At 70.9% G+C, this 15,708-nt stretch carries 15 protein-coding genes and 1 pseudogene; 5 read left to right on the forward strand and 11 right to left on the reverse strand.

Annotated features, from left to right (window positions below):
• The first annotated feature begins 263 nt into the window (after nt 1–263).
• A complete protein-coding gene (locus tag RM609_RS11275) occupies nt 264–740 on the forward strand; it encodes a MarR family winged helix-turn-helix transcriptional regulator (protein WP_311610101.1) in 477 nt (158 codons plus the stop codon).
• Between the two features lie 17 nt (nt 741–757).
• Here RM609_RS11275 and RM609_RS34620 read toward each other — a convergent pair.
• Together RM609_RS34620 and RM609_RS11280 are read right to left on the reverse strand one after the other, a co-directional pair.
• Nucleotides 758–916: pseudogene (locus RM609_RS34620) on the reverse strand (IS701 family transposase); the annotation flags it as partial.
• Nucleotides 917–987: 71 nt separating this feature from the next.
• Nucleotides 988–1,485, reverse strand: a complete 498-nt coding sequence (locus RM609_RS11280; protein ID WP_311610103.1) for a cupin domain-containing protein — start codon at nt 1,483–1,485, stop codon at nt 988–990.
• Between the two features lie 215 nt (nt 1,486–1,700).
• Between RM609_RS11280 and RM609_RS11285 the strand changes: the two genes are divergently transcribed.
• Nucleotides 1,701–1,919, forward strand: coding sequence for a putative quinol monooxygenase (locus RM609_RS11285; RefSeq protein WP_311610253.1), 219 nt, complete (start codon nt 1,701–1,703; stop codon nt 1,917–1,919).
• A 360-nt stretch (nt 1,920–2,279) separates the two neighbouring features.
• Nucleotides 2,280–2,627 (forward strand): hypothetical protein, encoded by a 348-nt coding sequence (locus RM609_RS11290; RefSeq protein WP_311610104.1) that lies wholly within the window; start codon nt 2,280–2,282, stop codon nt 2,625–2,627.
• 149 nt (nt 2,628–2,776) lie between these two features.
• Here RM609_RS11290 and RM609_RS11295 read toward each other — a convergent pair whose 3' ends face one another.
• Both RM609_RS11295 and RM609_RS11300 read right to left on the reverse strand, forming a co-directional pair.
• Nucleotides 2,777–3,730: a PI-PLC domain-containing protein gene (locus RM609_RS11295; protein ID WP_311610105.1), complete on the reverse strand. Its 954-nt coding sequence runs from the start codon at nt 3,728–3,730 to the stop codon at nt 2,777–2,779.
• Nucleotides 3,731–4,008: 278 nt separating this feature from the next.
• Nucleotides 4,009–5,598: an amidase gene (locus RM609_RS11300; RefSeq protein WP_311610106.1), complete on the reverse strand. Its 1,590-nt coding sequence runs from the start codon at nt 5,596–5,598 to the stop codon at nt 4,009–4,011.
• A 255-nt stretch (nt 5,599–5,853) separates the two neighbouring features.
• Here RM609_RS11300 and RM609_RS11305 point away from each other — a divergent pair, with 255 nt between their 5' ends.
• The gene (locus RM609_RS11305) at nt 5,854–7,398 is read left to right on the forward strand and encodes an AMP-binding protein (protein WP_311610107.1); all 1,545 of its coding nucleotides are present in this window, start codon (nt 5,854–5,856) and stop codon (nt 7,396–7,398) included.
• 70 nt (nt 7,399–7,468) lie between these two features.
• On the opposite strand, the gene RM609_RS11310 is transcribed toward RM609_RS11305, so the two are convergent.
• The 3 genes from RM609_RS11310 to RM609_RS11320 all read right to left on the reverse strand — a co-directional run bounded on the left by RM609_RS11310 (nt 7,469) and on the right by RM609_RS11320 (nt 10,456).
• The gene (locus RM609_RS11310) at nt 7,469–9,190 is read right to left on the reverse strand and encodes an acyl-CoA dehydrogenase family protein (protein WP_311610108.1); all 1,722 of its coding nucleotides are present in this window, start codon (nt 9,188–9,190) and stop codon (nt 7,469–7,471) included.
• A gap of 120 nt (nt 9,191–9,310) precedes the next feature.
• Complete coding sequence (locus tag RM609_RS11315; RefSeq protein WP_311610110.1) at nt 9,311–9,910, reverse strand: PadR family transcriptional regulator; 600 nt, start codon at nt 9,908–9,910, stop codon at nt 9,311–9,313.
• A gap of 156 nt (nt 9,911–10,066) precedes the next feature.
• Complete coding sequence (locus tag RM609_RS11320; RefSeq protein ID WP_311610111.1) at nt 10,067–10,456, reverse strand: MerR family transcriptional regulator; 390 nt, start codon at nt 10,454–10,456, stop codon at nt 10,067–10,069.
• 83 nt (nt 10,457–10,539) lie between these two features.
• Here RM609_RS11320 and RM609_RS11325 point away from each other — a divergent pair, with 83 nt between their 5' ends.
• Nucleotides 10,540–11,640, forward strand: a complete 1,101-nt coding sequence (locus tag RM609_RS11325) for an alkene reductase (protein ID WP_311610113.1) — start codon at nt 10,540–10,542, stop codon at nt 11,638–11,640.
• Here the strand turns inward: RM609_RS11325 and RM609_RS11330 are convergent.
• From RM609_RS11330 to RM609_RS11345, 4 genes are all read right to left on the reverse strand, one after another.
• The gene (locus RM609_RS11330; RefSeq protein WP_311610114.1) at nt 11,619–12,902 is read right to left on the reverse strand and encodes a serine hydrolase domain-containing protein; all 1,284 of its coding nucleotides are present in this window, start codon (nt 12,900–12,902) and stop codon (nt 11,619–11,621) included. The genes RM609_RS11325 and RM609_RS11330 overlap by 22 nt on opposite strands.
• 136 nt (nt 12,903–13,038) lie before the next feature.
• On the reverse strand, nt 13,039–14,376 hold the full coding sequence (locus RM609_RS11335) for an LCP family protein (RefSeq protein WP_311610116.1): 1,338 nt from the start codon (nt 14,374–14,376) through the stop codon (nt 13,039–13,041).
• A complete protein-coding gene (locus RM609_RS11340) occupies nt 14,369–14,920 on the reverse strand; it encodes a DUF6542 domain-containing protein (protein ID WP_311610118.1) in 552 nt (183 codons plus the stop codon). The genes RM609_RS11335 and RM609_RS11340 overlap by 8 nt, the downstream gene beginning before the upstream one ends.
• 106 nt (nt 14,921–15,026) lie before the next feature.
• Nucleotides 15,027–15,677, reverse strand: a complete 651-nt coding sequence (locus RM609_RS11345; RefSeq protein ID WP_311610119.1) for a CatB-related O-acetyltransferase — start codon at nt 15,675–15,677, stop codon at nt 15,027–15,029.
• Nucleotides 15,678–15,708 lie beyond the last annotated feature (31 nt).

A 15,708-nucleotide genomic window follows, 5' to 3' on the forward strand; every position in this document is an offset into this window, starting at 1 on the left:
TCGGATGATCAATGTGAGCGGACTCCGCGTCGCCCTGCCCGGCCAGGCCGCCAGGAGGCCGGAGAGGCCGGTCTCGAACAGCACCGCGCCGGCATTCGAGCCGGACCGCCGCAGCGCCTTGAGCTGCCGGCATTCGGGGGGCGTCGCACCACCGGCGGGCGGCTGCGAGATCGGGGAACTCGCCCCTTCGGCGTGGCAAGATTGTCCTGTTCGGGACTGTCCCGAATTTACTACCGATCGGGACTATCCCGCAAGCGAGTGATGTGAGTGATGTGATGGACGAGCTGTTCGACGACCCGCGCTGGGAGGCCTACGGGATGCTCCGCGAGGCGTACCTGGCCGTGACCACGCATATCGACGCCGAGGTCAGCCCGCAGGGCGACACGGACGCATCGATCTCGGACGTACTGTTCCGCCTGGCCCGCACCCCCGGCCACGCGCTGCGCACCGTGGACGTCACCCGGGCCCTCGCCACGAGCACAACCCGCACCACCCGGCTGCTCGACACGATGGAGCAGCGCGGCCTCGTGACCCGCGGCACGCATCCGACCGACCGGCGCGTCACCCTCGTGTCACTCACCGACGACGGGCTCGCGGAGGGGCGACGGCGCGGCGCCCTGGCGCTGACCGCGAGTCAGCGCCACATCCAGGACGTCCTGGCACCCGACGACGTGGCCGTGATGACCGCAATCCTGCGCCGCCTCCGCGACGCCAACCAGAAGGCCCGCCAGGCCCGCTAGCGCTCCAGCAGGGCTTCGGCGATCTCGTCGGGCTTGCCGATGCCGCGTCGTGCCGGCGCCCACCGTCGGCGCATGGGTACGGCGCCGTCGAACTCGCCGACGGAGCCGAGCCGGACGGCTGCCCAGTGGTAGCGGCGCGGCCCCTTGGCGCCGCTACCACAGGAGCGGTCTTCCCATTCCGGGTGGCACTCGAGGGACCCGTGCGGTCACCGGCATGTCATGGCATCGTCGCGATCGCCAACAGCCGTCAGCGTCGTGTGGCGTCCCAGATCTCGCTGGTCCCGAAGTAGGAGTCGTACAGTTCCTGGACTTCGAGGAGGCTCTCCGGCGGCACTTTGCCGTAGCGGATGCGCTCAAGATGGCGGAAGTACTCGAAGCGCTCCACCCCGGGCGTGATGATGACAAGCATGTCCGCGATCTCGCCGGGCGCGGCGGCGAAGGCGTGCTGCGTGCCGGGCGGTACGACGACCACGTCCCCGCGCTCCGCCGTGACCACTTGATCGCCGGACAGCAGCTGGGCGGTGCCGTCGAGGACGTAGAACATCTCGGCGGACTTGCCGTGATGGTGCGGACGGGCGCCGTTCGCACCCTTGCCGAGGGTGACACGCATGCTGGAGAGCGCTCCACCGGTGGCGGGGCTGTCGACGAGCAGCTGGTTGGTCACCGGACCGCCCGCGCCTGTCAATTCGGCGTCAGCAGCGCGTACGACGACGGTTTCATCGAAGTCGGGTATGAAGAGGGACACCATTTGCTCCTGAAATGTTGATCACGCCGAAACGTACGCCATGCACCAGGTCGAAGGCCACAGCGAGTGCTGCCGGATGGAGATCACCCCCCAGCACTACAGCCGGAGCTCTTGAGGGTCGATGACGGGTGGGATCGGCTTGTCGCGTGCTCCGTCGCGCAATCGGGTGGTAGAGGGGCTTTGCGGCGCCGGTGGTGGATGACGGTGTGGCCCGTATGCGTCCGCTGTGCCTCGCCGAAGACGGGTGCGTCAGCTGGGAGGCGTACCGATCGCACAAGGATGTCGCGCGTTTCGTCCTGGTCGAGCGCTGGGCGAGTCGGGACCATTGCGGCACCCACGACTCCGGTGCGGCTATCCAGGACATCTACATTCCCGAGATCATGCCGCGTATCGAACGTGAAGTGCACCCGAGCGCCCCTGTCGTACCGGTGTGAGATCTGACAAGGCACGGACCGACGTCGGCCCCGGCGCCGCGCGTGGGACGAGCATGGTCTTGCCCGTGCCCGGGGGGCCACTCACAACGGCGAGTGCCGACGGGGTCATCAGCGTGGCGGTCTCGTGGAACCGGGGCGAGAAGCACAAGCGCCAGGCGCCCGTCGGGGTGGCTCAGGCCGCTCCGGACCAGGCAGGGGAAGCTCCTTCCGCCCTGTCCCAGGGCCACGGGCCAGGGCCTGCCGGCCCTTTCCTCCTCCAGCCCGCCGGTTACATGCCACCGAGGCGTCGGCATGTACCGGATCGAGGGGTTTGCGAGCGCCGTTCTCCCATGGATCTCCCGAGGGACGGATGCTCGTTCCATGAAGTCACGCAGGAAGACGTCCCGGATCCTCCTGACCGTCTGCGCCGCGTTCGCACTGGCAGCCGCCGCCTCCGCCAATACCCAAGCCGCCAGCGGCAGGTTCGACTACGACGCCACGGACGGAACCCACAACGTGATCGCCAACCCGCCGGACGGCGTGTGCATCGATCTCTCCAAGACAGCGGTCGGCGTGGACAACCAGACGGACACGCAAGTCACGCTGTACACCGGCAAGGGCCAGACCGCCCGCTGCACCGGCACCAGGGAAGTCGTACCGAAGCGCACGGGAATCACCTGGGGAAACTACCGTCCCAACAGCATGTGGTTCGGGCCCGGGGCGCCGTAGCGGGAGGGCGCCCTGTCGGGCACGCGGCAGTCCTGCGTCCGGTCCGGCCGCGGCTCCATGAGGGAAAGCCGTCGGCCGGGTTCCCGGCCGACGGCTTTGAAGGGGCCCCTGGGCACAAGGCCGGTAAGGGCCTGGCCCGGGGCTGTCCGCTACTTGAACAGGCGGTCGCTGCTGGTGGCCATGCGGTGGGTGCTGCCATGGCGGTTCACCCAGTCGCGGACGAGCTTGATGGCGTTGGCGCACTGCCAGCTGTTGTCGTACTCGCGCACTCCGGTGAAGGCGCCGTAGCCCGCGATGATGCCGTCCACACGGGCGTCGCCCAGCAGTTTGTCGACGTACCACGGGTCGTTGTAGGTGGTCGTCCAGGACAGCGTCGCCGCCAGCCGTCCGGCGGCGCGGTCCTTGGCGCCCTTCTTCAGCTCCGCGCACGTGTTGCGGCCGGCCTCGGTGCAGTTTCCGAATCCCTTGGTGATATCGGAGTCGCCGTAGTCCATCACCCGGCGGCCGGCCGGGAACCCGGAACCGGACCGGTTGAAGGCGCCCACCACCTGGTCGCGGGTGCCGGTGGTCGTGATGCCCTCCAAGCGGCCGAGCTTGCCTTCCAGGCTCTTCCAGCCCCTGCCGCCGACGTCCGGGGTGTTACCGCCGTGGTACTCGTAGAAACCGTAGAGCACCTGGATCCCGGCAGCCGTCAGCCGCTGCGCCTTGTCGCGCAGGCCGGCGACGCTGCACGTACGGTTCGGCGCCTCCCCGCAGTAGTTCGGGTCCTTGATGTCCAGCCAGACCAGCGCCAGTCGGCGCCCCGCCTTGGCGTTGGAGACGATACGGTCGATCATGCTGTCGAAGCTGGGGCCCCGCCGGTTCTCACCGGCCGAGGAACAGTCGTGGTAGGCGCGCCATTCGTTCGGATTCCACCAGGCGCAGACGTCGATCTCGATGGCGTTGGCGCCATGGCTGAGCGCGGCGTCCACGCCGTCCAGGGTGTCGACCCGGTGCGCGATGGCGTAGATCGCCTGACGCTGATCGGCCGCTGCCGCCGGGGTCGTACTGAGCGCGGTGGCACCGATGATCCCGCACAGTGCCGCCAGTAACGCCAGCACCATCCGAGGGCCGGCGCGGTGTCCGCGGTGTCGAAGACGAGTGGTCAAGAGACGAGTGGTCAAGAAAGGTACTCCTTCATGTCGGTGTCCTGAACGCTCGGACCACCTGAGCTTGTGGGGCAGGGCGTCCCGGCCGCCACGAATGCCGGGCACTCCGGGACGCGGGAACGCGAAAGCGGGCTTTGACCGGGGGAGACGTAAGCCGCCTGGAACGTCCGAATGGAATGCTCCGGGCCACACCGGGACGGGGAGCGGGGGGCCTCCCCGCGCGGAGTTCTCGGTCACGGAGCCCCGGGACCCACCGACGGCAGGTAGCGCGGTGCTCGCCAGGCCTTCAGCCGGTGCTCCACCGCGGCCCCCAGAGCGAGCAGCTCGGCGTCCTGATGGGCACCGGCCGTCAGCAGCAGTCCGACGGGCAGCTTGTTCACGAATCCGGCGGGCACCGACAGCGAGGGGTAGCCGGCCACGGCCGCGGGGGTGGAGGACGGGATGACGTCGTTGTCGCCCCGTGCGCAGTCGGTGGTCCAGGCGGGCGGGTTCGTCGGGGCGGCGATGGCGTCCAGCCGGTGGGCGGCCATCGTCTCGTCCACGGAACGCCGGGACAGGTTCTTCAGCTCGGCGCGCTTCGCCCGGTACGCCGGGTCGATGGTGGCGGGCGCGGTGAGGGCCTGCTCGAAGAGTTCCTGGCCGGCGAAGCAGGTGCGCTCCGCCGGGTGGGTCCGGTTGAACTCGATCAGTGCGGCGAGGTCCCGCGGACCGTCGCGCGTGGCGAGGTAGGCGTTGATGTCCCGGCGGAACTCGCTCAACAGCGCCGGGAATTCGAGCTCGGCGAGCCGCTGCTGGTACGGCGGCGTCACCTCGACGACCTCGGCTCCCGCGCCGCGGAGCTCGTCCGCCGTACGGGCCATCACGGCGTCCACCTCCGGTCCGAGCGAGGGCAGTCGCCACAGGCCGATGCGTTTGCCGCGCAGTCCGCCGGCACGTGTCGCCTCGTCCGGGAGGCCGAGAAGGGTGGCGTCGCCGCCGCTGAGGACGGCGAGGGTCAGTGCCGCGTCCGTCACGTTGCGGGCCATGGGCCCCGCGGTGTCCTGTTCGGCCGAGATCGGGACCACGCCCGCCTGGCTGACCAGTCCGAGGGTGGGCTTGTGGCCCACCACCCCGTTCATCCCGGCGGGGCAGACGATGGAGCCGTCGGTCTCGGTGCCGATGGCCACCTGCGCCAACGAGGCGGCGAGCGCGGCGGCCGAGCCGGAGGACGATCCGCACGGGTTGCGGTCCAGGACATACGGGTTGTGGGTCTGTCCGCCCACCGCCGACCATCCTGATGTCGGTTTCGTCGCACGGAAGTTCGCCCACTCGGACAGATTGGTCTTGCCGAGGATCACCGCCCCCGCGTCCCGCAGCCTGGTCACCAGGGCGGCGTCGGTGCGCGGCGGTCGTCCGGCCAGCGCCAGGGAGCCGGCCGTGGTCGGCATGTCGCGGGTGTTCACATTGTCCTTGAGGAGGACGGGGATGCCGTCGAGCGGGCCGCGGGTGTCGCCCCGCCGGTGTCTGGCGTCGCTGGCGGCCGCCTGCCGGAGGGCCTCCGGGCCGGTGCGCAGCACCGCGTTGATCATGGGGTTGATGGCTTCGATGCGCCGGAGGTAGGCGGCGGTCAGTGCCGATGAGGTCAGCGAACCGTTCGCCATGCGGGCCTGAAGCTCCGGGATGGTCACCGTGTCGAGGTCGACGCCCGGCAGCCCCGGTAAGCCCGGCGGAGACGCGCTGCCCCCACCGGGTTCAGCGGCGTCCGCACGCGGATCCGGCACGCCCGTCAGGAGGAATCCCCCGATCAGAGCGGCGATCAGAGCTGTGGTGCTCCTTTTCGTCATGTGCGACAGCCGACTACATACGGAGATCCCGGCGCAAGGGTGCCGCGACACCCCCGGGCGTGACGAGCCCACGCGCCTCCGGATCGGGCCCGTCACACGATCAGGGGGTACGGAGTGGTGCGGGCGCCCTGCCGGGTCCGTCGGTCCGCGTGCAGACTGGACGGGAGGGCAGGGATACCGTCGTGGCAAGGCCACCCGCGGCGGCATCCCCCGGTCCGGGCCACGGGCCGCCAACTCCTCCGAGGGGAGCCGTACATGAGCGAAGGCCGTGCCGCACCGTTCGTCTGCTATCCCACGGCGATCCTCGACGTGCTGTCACGCGCCCCGGACCGGACCGCCCTGGTGGCGGCCGACGGGCGGCGCGTCACCGCCGGGGCGCTGCGCGACAGCACGTACCGGCTGGCGCGGGAGCTGGCCGGGCGGGGCGTCGGCCGTGGCGCGACCGTGTCCCTGCTCACCGGCAACACTCCGGAAGCCCTCGTCGCGCGCTACGCCGCGCATCTGGCGGGCGCCCGGGTGGTCCACCTCTACGAGGGCATGGCCCCCACGATGCTCGCCCGTATCGCGAGCACCGTCGACACCACTCTGCTGCTCGTCGACGCCACCCGGCACACGGCGGCGAAGGAGCTGCTGTCCCTCGCCGGGCCGGACGGGATCCCCACCGTGCTCGGCCTGGGCGCCGACCCCTTCGGCGAGGACGTCCTGGCGGCCGCCTCCCGGCACGCGCCGACGCCCTTCCCGTCCGGGGTCGTCCCCGAGGACGACATGTCCATCACGTTCACCGGCGGCACCACCGGCATCCCCAAGGGCATCCGCTCCACGCACGGCCCGTACCGCCTGGGGCTGGAGCGACCGGTTCCGGACGCCGGCGACCCGCCCCGCTATCTCGCCGCCACCCCGCTGGCCCGGCTCTCCGGTCCGCTCAGCGACAGCGCCCTGCTCCACGGCGGTTCCATCGTCCTACTGCGTGCCTTCGACCCCGGTGACGTCCTCGCGACGATCGAACGCGAGCGGGTCACCCACATGTGGCTGCTGCCACCGCTGCTGCATCGGCTGCTCGACCACCCCGCCCTGGCCGGAACGGATCTGTCGAGTCTCACCCGGATCACATACGGCGGCTCGCCCGCCTCGGCCGTCCGGCTGCGCCGGGCCATCGACGTCTTCGGGCCGATCCTGTACGGCTGGTACGGCCAGACGGAGGTACCCGCCATCGCCGAGGCACGCCCGCGCGACCACACGGTGACCGGGCGCGGCGGCCGGATCACCACCGGCCGGCCGCTGCCCTGGGTCGAGGTGGCCATCCGCGACGGCGACGGCCGGACCCTCCCGGCAGGCGAGGAGGGCGAGGTCCAGGTGCGGTCCCCGGGGATCATGCCCGGCTACTGGAAGCAGCCCGAGCTCACCGCCGAGGTCCTGCGGGACGGCTGGTTGCGCACCGGGGACATCGGCTATCTCGACGAGGACGGCTATCTGTTCGTCGTCGACCGCCTCAAGGACCTGATCATCGTCGTCGGCGGCCACATCTACCCCACCGAGCTGGAGGAGCTGCTCCTGTCCCACCCCGCCGTCGCCCGCTGTGCGGTCTTCGGCACCCGGGACGCCGACGCCGCCGAGCACGTTCACGCCGCCGTCGTCCCCGCGGCCGGGCACTCCCCCGGCCTGGACGAGATCCGCGCCTTCGTGACCGGCCGCAAGGGCCCCATGTACGCGCCCGAGGCCCTCCACCTGCTGCCCGACATCCCGCTCACATCAGCGGGCAAACCCGACAAAGTGCTGCTGCGCGCGACGCTGGGCGTCTGACGGTCGGGCGGGCGATCTCCCCGGCCGGGGCCGGGGGAAGCGTGCCGCTCCCCCCGGCTCCCGTCAGGGTTTACGGGGCCATCTCGTACGCGCCCGACAGCGCTTCGACGCGCTCCCAGACGCGTGCCGAGCGGGCCGCGTCGACGACCGGGCGGCGGACCGCGCCGAGGGCCCAGTTCTGCTGCTCCTCGGTGGCGGAGTCCTTGCCGTGCAGCTCGACGGCGTGGGCGGAGTAGTCGCGGACGAGGACGGCGAACAGCTCGTCCAGGACGTCCTCCTCGGCCCCCTTGAGGGCGGCCTGCTCAAGGATCAGCTGGCCGTGGACGACCAGGGCGAAGAGCTGGCCGACTGCCAGGAGCAGGTCGAGGTCGCGGCTCTGCTCCTTGTCGGGGGCGGCGGTGGTGACGAACGCGCACAGGGCGTCGGCCTGCTCGCGGAAGCGGGCCACGTTCGGCAGGTGGGCGTAGGCGTCGAAGGCGGCGCGCCAGTCGTGAAAACGGATGGCACCGAGGCCGCGGGCCGGGCCCTGCCGGAAGAGGAACGCGTCGTCGGCCGCGTCGAGGCGGGTCGGGACGGCCGGGTAGTCGGCCGGGTCCAGCAGGTGGTTGCGCATGAACTTGAGGATCAGCGCGAGGTTGACGTGGACCGTGCCCTCGAGCTTCGGCAGGCCGCGGATCTCGCTGGCGGCCTGGGCGAAGTAGGTGTCCTTCTCGAAGCCCTTGGCGGCGATGACGTCCCACATGAGGTCGATGACCTTCTCGCCCTCGGTCGTCACCTTCATCTTCGTCATGGGGTTGAAGAGGAGGTAGCGGCGGTCGTCGGGGCCGGCGGTGCGGAAGTAGTCGACGGCGCGGTCGCTGAAGAGCTTCATGCCGACGAGGCGGACATAGGCGTCGGTCAGCTCGCGGCGCACGTGCGGGAAGGCGGTGACGGGGCGGCCGTAGAGGATGCGGTTGTGCGCGTGGGTGACGGCCTCGTACATCGCGTGCTCGCAGATGCCGATGGAGGCGGTGCACAGGTTGAACTTGCCGACGTTGACGGTGTTCAGCGCGGCGTCGAAGGCGGCCTGTCCGGTGTGCAGGACGTCCTCGGCGGCGACGGGGTAGTTCTCGAGGCGGAATTCGCTGACGTACTTCGAGGAGTCGACCACGTTCTTGACGAGGTGGTACGCCTCGTGGCGGCTGTCGGCGGCGAAGAAGACGTAGCCGTCGGGGCCCTCGACGTCGGTGCGGCGGCCGAAGACGGAGACGAGGCCGGCGGCGTTGCCGTTGCCGATGTAGTACTTGGACCCGGTGGCCCGGAAGCCGCCCTCGCCGTCGGGCTCGAGGAGCATGTCGGTCGAGTAGATGTCGGCGCCGTGGGTCTTCTCCGACAGGCCGAAGGCGAACACCTCGCCCTGGTCGAGCAGCTCGGCGGCGCGGGTGCGGGCGGCGGTGTTGTCGCTCTGCCAGACGGGGCCGAGGCCGAGGATGGTGACCTGCCAGGCGTACCAGTAGTCGAGCCCGTAAAAGCCGAATATCTCGTTGAGGGCGGCGATGCGGGCGGTGTCCCAGCGCTTGTCCGCCGCGTCGTCGGCGGCCGCGGCGGGGGTGAGGAAGGTCGCGAACAGGCCTTCCTTGGTGGAGAATTCGAGGAAGTCGGCCAGCCAGGCGCGGGAGCGGTAGTCCTCGATGAGCCTGCGCTTGCCGCGGGTCTCGAACCAGTCGACGGTGGCGCGCAGCAGTCTGCGGGTCTCGGGGTCGAAGTGCGCGGGGTCGTAGGTGCGCGGGTTGAAGAGAAGCGGGTCGGCCATGGTTGTGTCCGCCTTTCCGGCTCGAGTCGGGGGGTGAACGGTTCGGTGTCGCTGTCGGGGGGTGCCCCGGGACTCCGGGGCCCGGACGCGGGGGTCGGGGCCGGGGCCGGGGACCGGGGGTCAGGCGCCGGGGCGTTCGCCGGTCCGCGTTCCGGTGGCGTGGGCCGCCTGGATGCGCTGGAGGGTGGCGAGGACGTCGTCGAGCCAGGCGAGGGTCATCCGCTCGTACGCGATGCCGCCGCGCAGTACGACGTGCTGGAGCTCCCGCATCGCGTCCGGGCCGGATTCGGTGGGCGCGTCGGGCCCGGTGAAATCGCGCAGTTCGCCCGCGAGGTAGTGCGTCAGCCGTTCGGAGTGCACCCGGTGGTACCGCTCGACCTGGCGGATCAGGGCGGTCGGGTCGTCGAAGGCGGCGCCCCGGATCTTCACGGCGAGGTCGTGCCGGACGCTCTCGGGTTCGATGGGCTCGTGGAGCCAGTCGGAGAGGACGGCCTGCCCGGCAGGGGCGACCGAATAATGCTTCTTGTCCGGCTTTCCCTGCTGTGGCACCTCATGAACGTCGACCCAGCCGTCGCTCTCCATCCGCTTCAGGACGCGGTAGATCTGCTGGTGGGTGGCGGTCCAGAAATAGCCGATGGACCGGTCGAATCGCCGGGCGAGCTCATAGCCGGAGCCCGGCTTCTCCAGCAAAGAGACGAGGATCGCGTGCTCGAGCGCCATACGCCGGATCTTCTATGCAACTCGTTTCATAGGCAAGTGGCCCGAGCGCGGTGAGACACGGCTCACGCCGCCACCGGGCGGCGCGAGGGAACGGCCCGGGCCCCGGGCCGGAGACGGCAGAGGCCAGGCGCCCGACGGCCGGCAGCCGGCAGCCGCTCATGGCGCGACGGGCTCCTGCGATGGCCTGCGAGGCCGGGAGGCCAGGCCGATCGCCTCGTCCAGAACATCACGGGCACGGATCAGATCCATGATCAGCCGGTCTGTCCGTTCGCGCTCCTTGGCGAGTTCGGCGACAAGCCGTTCGGTCGCCCGCGTGGACGGGCCGCCGTCCACGTCACGCATACAGGGAAGCAGCTCGGCGATCTTCGCGCTGTTCAGGCCCGCGGCGAAGAGGGCCTGAACGCGGATGACCCGATCGACGGCCCACTCGCCGAACTCGCGATGGCCGCCGGGCGTGCGCTCGGCAGTGAGCAGCCCCTGCTTCTCGTAATAGCGCAGCGAGCGTTCGCTCACGCCCGTGCGCTCGGCCAGCTCCCCTATCCGCATGTCTTCCCCCCGCCCCATGGCGTCCGGGCGCACACCCGCCCGGACTTGAACCTGACACCGATGTCAGTTCCTACCGTACGGGCATGACGCAGACGACCGTACGCCCCGCCCTCTTCCAGCCCACCCGTCTCGGCCCGCTCCAGCTGCCCAACCGCCTGGTCATGGCCCCCCTCACCAGGAACCGGGCCGGAGCCGACGGCGTCCCCGGAGCCCTGATGGCCACCTACTACGCCCAGCGGGCCTCGGCGGGCCTGATCATCGCCGAGGGCACCACTCCGAACGCCGTGGGCCGGACGTACCCCAACATCCCCGCGATCCACAGCGAGGCCCACGTGGCCGGATGGCGACGTGTGACCGATGCCGTGCGCTCGGCCGGCGGAACGATGTTTCTCCAGCTCCAGCACGGAGGCCGGGTCGGCCATCCGCTCAACAGCGGGCTGATGCCGCTCGCCCCCTCCCCCGTCCCACTGCCTGAGACGATCCACACCCCCGACGGTCGCCGGCCCTCCGTCGTGCCGCGCGAGATGACCGTTCAGGACATCCGGTCCACGGTGGCCGACTTCGCCCAGGCCGCCCGCAACGCCGTGGCGGCGGGCTTCGCCGGTGTGGAAGTGCACGCGGCCAACGGTCAGCTCCTCCACCAGTTCATGGCGCGCAACACCAACCACCGCACGGACGCCTACGGCGGCCCGGCGGAGAACCGCGTCCGCTTCGCGGTGGAGGTGACCCGCGCCGTGGCCGACGCGATAGGCCCCGACAGGGTGGGCCTGCGCATCTCTCCGGCCAACACCGTCAACGGCATCGAGGAAGGCGACACCGAGCGGCTCTACCCCGCGCTCATCGACGCCCTGGCGGACACCGGTCTGGCCTATCTGCACATCGAGTTCGCCGACCCCACCGACGCCCTGTTCACGACTCTCCGCGACGCGTGGCCCGGCACCCTCATGGCCAACCCCGATCTGGGATGGCCGGGCCCCCTCCCCGCCGACGGCGGACAGGCCGCCGGGGAGCGCCTGCTGGCCGCGGGAGCCGACCTGATCTCGCTGGGCCGCGGGTTCATCGCCAACCCCGACCTCGTCGCCCGCCTGCGCACCGGAGCGCCCCTCAACCCGGTGCGCGAGAAGTACACGATGTACGTGGGAGGGGCCACCGGGTACACCGACTACCCCGCGTTGACCGCCTGACCGGCCGAAGGCGACGGCGGAGTCGAAGGCGACGGCGACGCCGGCTTGGTGACCGCGTTCGCTATGCGCAGCACCATTCCCATCTGGGACTTGTCCCGGTGCGTGGGAGTCCAGGAGTACACCACCTTGCGCTGGAGGTCCCGTGTCGCGACGACCGCCGAGTTGTAGCCGTACCGCTCCCCCGTCTTGCCCCACAGGGTCACGCCGTTCACCGTCACCGACTGAAGGCCCATGCTGTAGGAGGCCGGGGAGCCGTCCACCATTCGCACGTCGGCGCCCGGCAGCGTGAACATCTTGTCCAGCGTCGCCTTGGGCAGCAGCTTGCCGGGGGTGAACAGGGCCGTGACGAAGCGGTCCAGGTCACCCGTCGTGGAGATCATTTCTCCCTCGCCCCAGGCCTCGGACTGGTCGAAGTCCGTCGCGTCCTTCAGCGTGCCGTCCGCCATCGCCAGGTATCCGTGGACGTGGGGGCCGTGGATCTTCGGGTCGTTGCCCGGGAAGGAGGTGTGGCGGAGGCCCAGCGGGCGCAGGACGCGCTCACCGATCGCCTTCGCGTACGGCTTGCCCGTCACCTTTTCGATCAGCATGGCCGCCAGGACGTAGTTCATGCCCCGGTACTCCTGCTTCGTGCCCGGCGTGAACTTCATCGGGCCGTCGGGCAGGGTGGCCACGATCTTCTTGGGCGTCCACTGGTCGTAGCGGTGCTCGAGGATCTGCTCCGGGGTGTCCCGCTGCGGAATGCCGGCGTCGCTCTCGTTCGGCAGGCCGCTGGTGTGGTTGAGGAGCTGCGAGACCTTGATGGGCGCGTAGCTCTTGGGGAGCAGGCCGGGCAGGTAGTCCTGGATCGGCTTGTCCAGGTCCACCCGGCCCTCGGCCGACAGCTGGAGCACCGCCGTGGCGACGAAGACCTTCGTGATGCTGCCCGCCCGGAAGGTGTCGTCCGCCCGGACCGGCGCGCCCGTCCTGATGTCCGCCACGCCCGCCGTGCCGTACCACTGGCCGGCCGTGCCGCTGACTCTCAGCTGGGCGGCCGTCGCCTGGGGGTGGGCCAGGTCGGAGATGGCCGCGCGCAGGGCCGCCGTGTCGAGGGGCGGCACGGCGGGCGTCGTCTGCTCGGCCGCCGCGGAGGCCTTGGGCGGCCGCGTGGCCGCGAACGCCGCGGGGGCGGTGGCGCCGGCGAGGAGAGCGGCGGTCAGCGCGGCGCCCACGACGGCCTGGGTGGTGCCCACGAGGGCCCGGCGGGAGAGGAAGGTCGAAGTCATGAAGATCATGATTCCGGCACCCGCCCGGGCCCGGCATCCGGTAACGCCCCCTACCCACCCCTGACGCGTCCCTGACCCGAGGCCGGGGCCCGACCCTGACGTCCTCTCAGGGGGACCTCGACGGTTCTCATGGACGTCAGTTCACACAGGGGATACCGCCCTCCTTCACCGACTCACCCGCGAAGCCGCCGGCCGGCGCCGACGACTCCGGTCCCGGCGAGGACGACCCTCCGCCGCTCCCACCCTGCGACGGGGACGGGGACGGGGAAGAAGGCGAGGAAGGTGACGGCGACGAGGACGAGGCAGGCCGGCCGATCTTCGACTGTACGAGCGCCCGGATCTTGTCCTGGTCGACGAGTTCCACTTCCTCGCGGTTGCGCGTGGCGGATCCCTCGGTCGGCAGGGTGTTGAACTCGACGTTGCCGCCGGTGAGGTTGCCGGCCTGCCGGGCGAAGTCGATCACGTCGAGTTTGCTGTCGACGACCAGGTCCTTCTTCACCACCCCGAACAGGCCCCGCAGCTTGCCCAGGTCGTCGAAGACGCCCTGGGTCTTGAGCTTGTGGGTGACGGAGGAGAGGAACGCCTGCTGCCGGTGGGTCCGGTCCAGGTCGCCGCCGTCCAGCCCGTGCCGCTGGCGGACGAAGGCCAGCGCCTGTCTGGGGTTGAGCTCCTGGAGGCCGGCGGGGAAGTCGGCGCCGGAGTAGCGGTCGCGCACCGGGTGTTTCAGGCAGACCTGGATCGGCTGGAGCACCTTGGCGATGTCGTAGAAGCCCAGCAGGTTGACCTCGGCGAAGTGGTCGATCGGCACCCCGAGGAAGCTCTGCACGGTGGCCAGGGTCGCCTCCCGGCCGGCTTCCCGGCTCCCCGCCTCCAGATCGCTGCCGCGTACGCCGTCGCGGTAGAGCCGCTCCCGGGCGCCGGTGTAGGCGTTGGAGTACGCCTCCTTGATCTTGAAGTGTCCCTGGGACGAGCCGTCGCCGTTGAAGGTCTGGACATAGTCGTCGCGGGGGATGGAGAACGCCTGGACCTTTCCGCCGTCGGCGGGGATGTGCATCAGGATCAGGGTGTTGGTGTTGTAGTAGCCGATGTCGCTCGACCCCGCGTGCAACTGGTCCTGGACGAACTCCTTCGGCAGGTCGTTGCCGTTCATGTCCTTGCGGGAGTCGAGGCCTATCAGCAGCAGGTTGACCGAGTTGTCGAGGTGTCTCGGCGCGTTCCGCCCGACCCTGTCGAGGGCGTCGGAGGTGTTCAGGCCGTTGGTGATCCAGCGGTACGCGGCCCAGGAGACGCCGCTGGTCGCCAGGACGGCGGCGGAGGCGAGGCCGACGACGACCCGCGCGGTGACGACCATGCGGGGAGTGCGCCTGCCGCCCCGATGCCGCGGCGCCCCGCCCCGGGCGGGGCCACCGGCCGGGTACATCTCGCCTGCCCTGTCGACGCCGTGCCGTGCGGCGGCGCCCTGGTCCTCACGCACTGTTCCTCCTCGTGCTCCGCCGGAATCGGATCCACCGCGCGGCCAGCACGACGAGGAGGGCGGCCTCGGCCGCCGCCATCGCCGGGAAGGCTTCGACGGCCCAGTGCACCGCCGCGGTCGCGATCCCCTTGCCGTGGCCGTTCGCCGTGCCGCCACCCAGTCCCTCGGCGACCGCCGTGATCGGCGCGACCACCAGCGGTGGGGCGTACGCCACCCACCACGCGCCCGCCCGTGAGCAGGTCATGGCCGCCAGAACCGCGGCGACGACCGCCGCGGCCACGAAGGCCCGGCCGGGCGCGGAACCGGTCAGCCCGTCCACGGCGATCCCGGCCACCGGCAGCGCCAGGGCGGCCAGGGGGATCAGGGCAGCCCCGCGGGACCGCGCCCGCGCTCTGCCGTGTCTCCTCCCGCGCGCGGCCGCCGCCCGGCCCCGGGGGGCCGGCACCCGCCGCGCCCCCTTGATGTGGGGGCGCGGCGCGGCCGGGTCGTGCGAGGGCCTCGCGCTGCCGCGCGACGGGGTGGCCCGTTGGTCTGCCGTGGGCATTCCGGATTGCATAGTTGCGCAATATAGCAAGCATGAGTGCTGCGGGAGCTCATCGGTTCCTGGTGGAAGCGATCCCCCCGCCGCGTCCCCTCGTCCCGCGCCCGCGTCACATGGGGCTGATGTCCGGGGCGGCCGCCTCCAGGTCGTCGACGCTCCCCGACATGATCGTCCGCACATGCTCGGTGATGTGCTCCGCGGGCCAGTCCCACCAGGCCACCGCCAGCAGGCGGGCGACATCCTCGGCGCTGTAGCGGGTGCGGATGAGGCGGGCCGGGTTGCCGCCGACGATCCCGTAGTCGGGAACGTCCGCGGTGACCACGGCACCGGATCCGATGATCGCGCCGTGCCCGATCCGTACGCCGGGCATCACCGTCGAGCCGTACCCGAACCACACGTCGTTGCCCACGACCGTATCCCCTCGATTCGGTAGCCCGGTGAGCAGATCGGAGTGCTCGGCCCAGGAGCCGCCCATGGTCGGGAAGGGGAAGGTGGAGGGGCCGTCCATGCGGTGGTTGGCGCCGTTCATGATGAACCGCACGCCCGTGCCCAGCGCGCAGAACTTACCGATGACCAGCTTCTCCGGCCCGTAGTGGTAGAGCACGTTGCGCGTCTCGAACGCGGTCGCGTCGTCCGGGTCGTCGTAGTAGGAGTACTCCCCCACCTCGATCAGCGGGGACTTCACCAGCGGCTTGAGCAGCACCACCCGGGGCTGACCAGGCATCGGATGGAGCACGGTCGGATCTGCGGCGACAGGCATGGCAGGCGGTTCCTCAAGAGTTGCGGGACGG

Source organism: Streptomyces hesseae (genome assembly GCF_031845785.1).
GTDB classification, from domain to species: Bacteria; Actinomycetota; Actinomycetes; order Streptomycetales; family Streptomycetaceae; genus Streptomyces; species Streptomyces hesseae.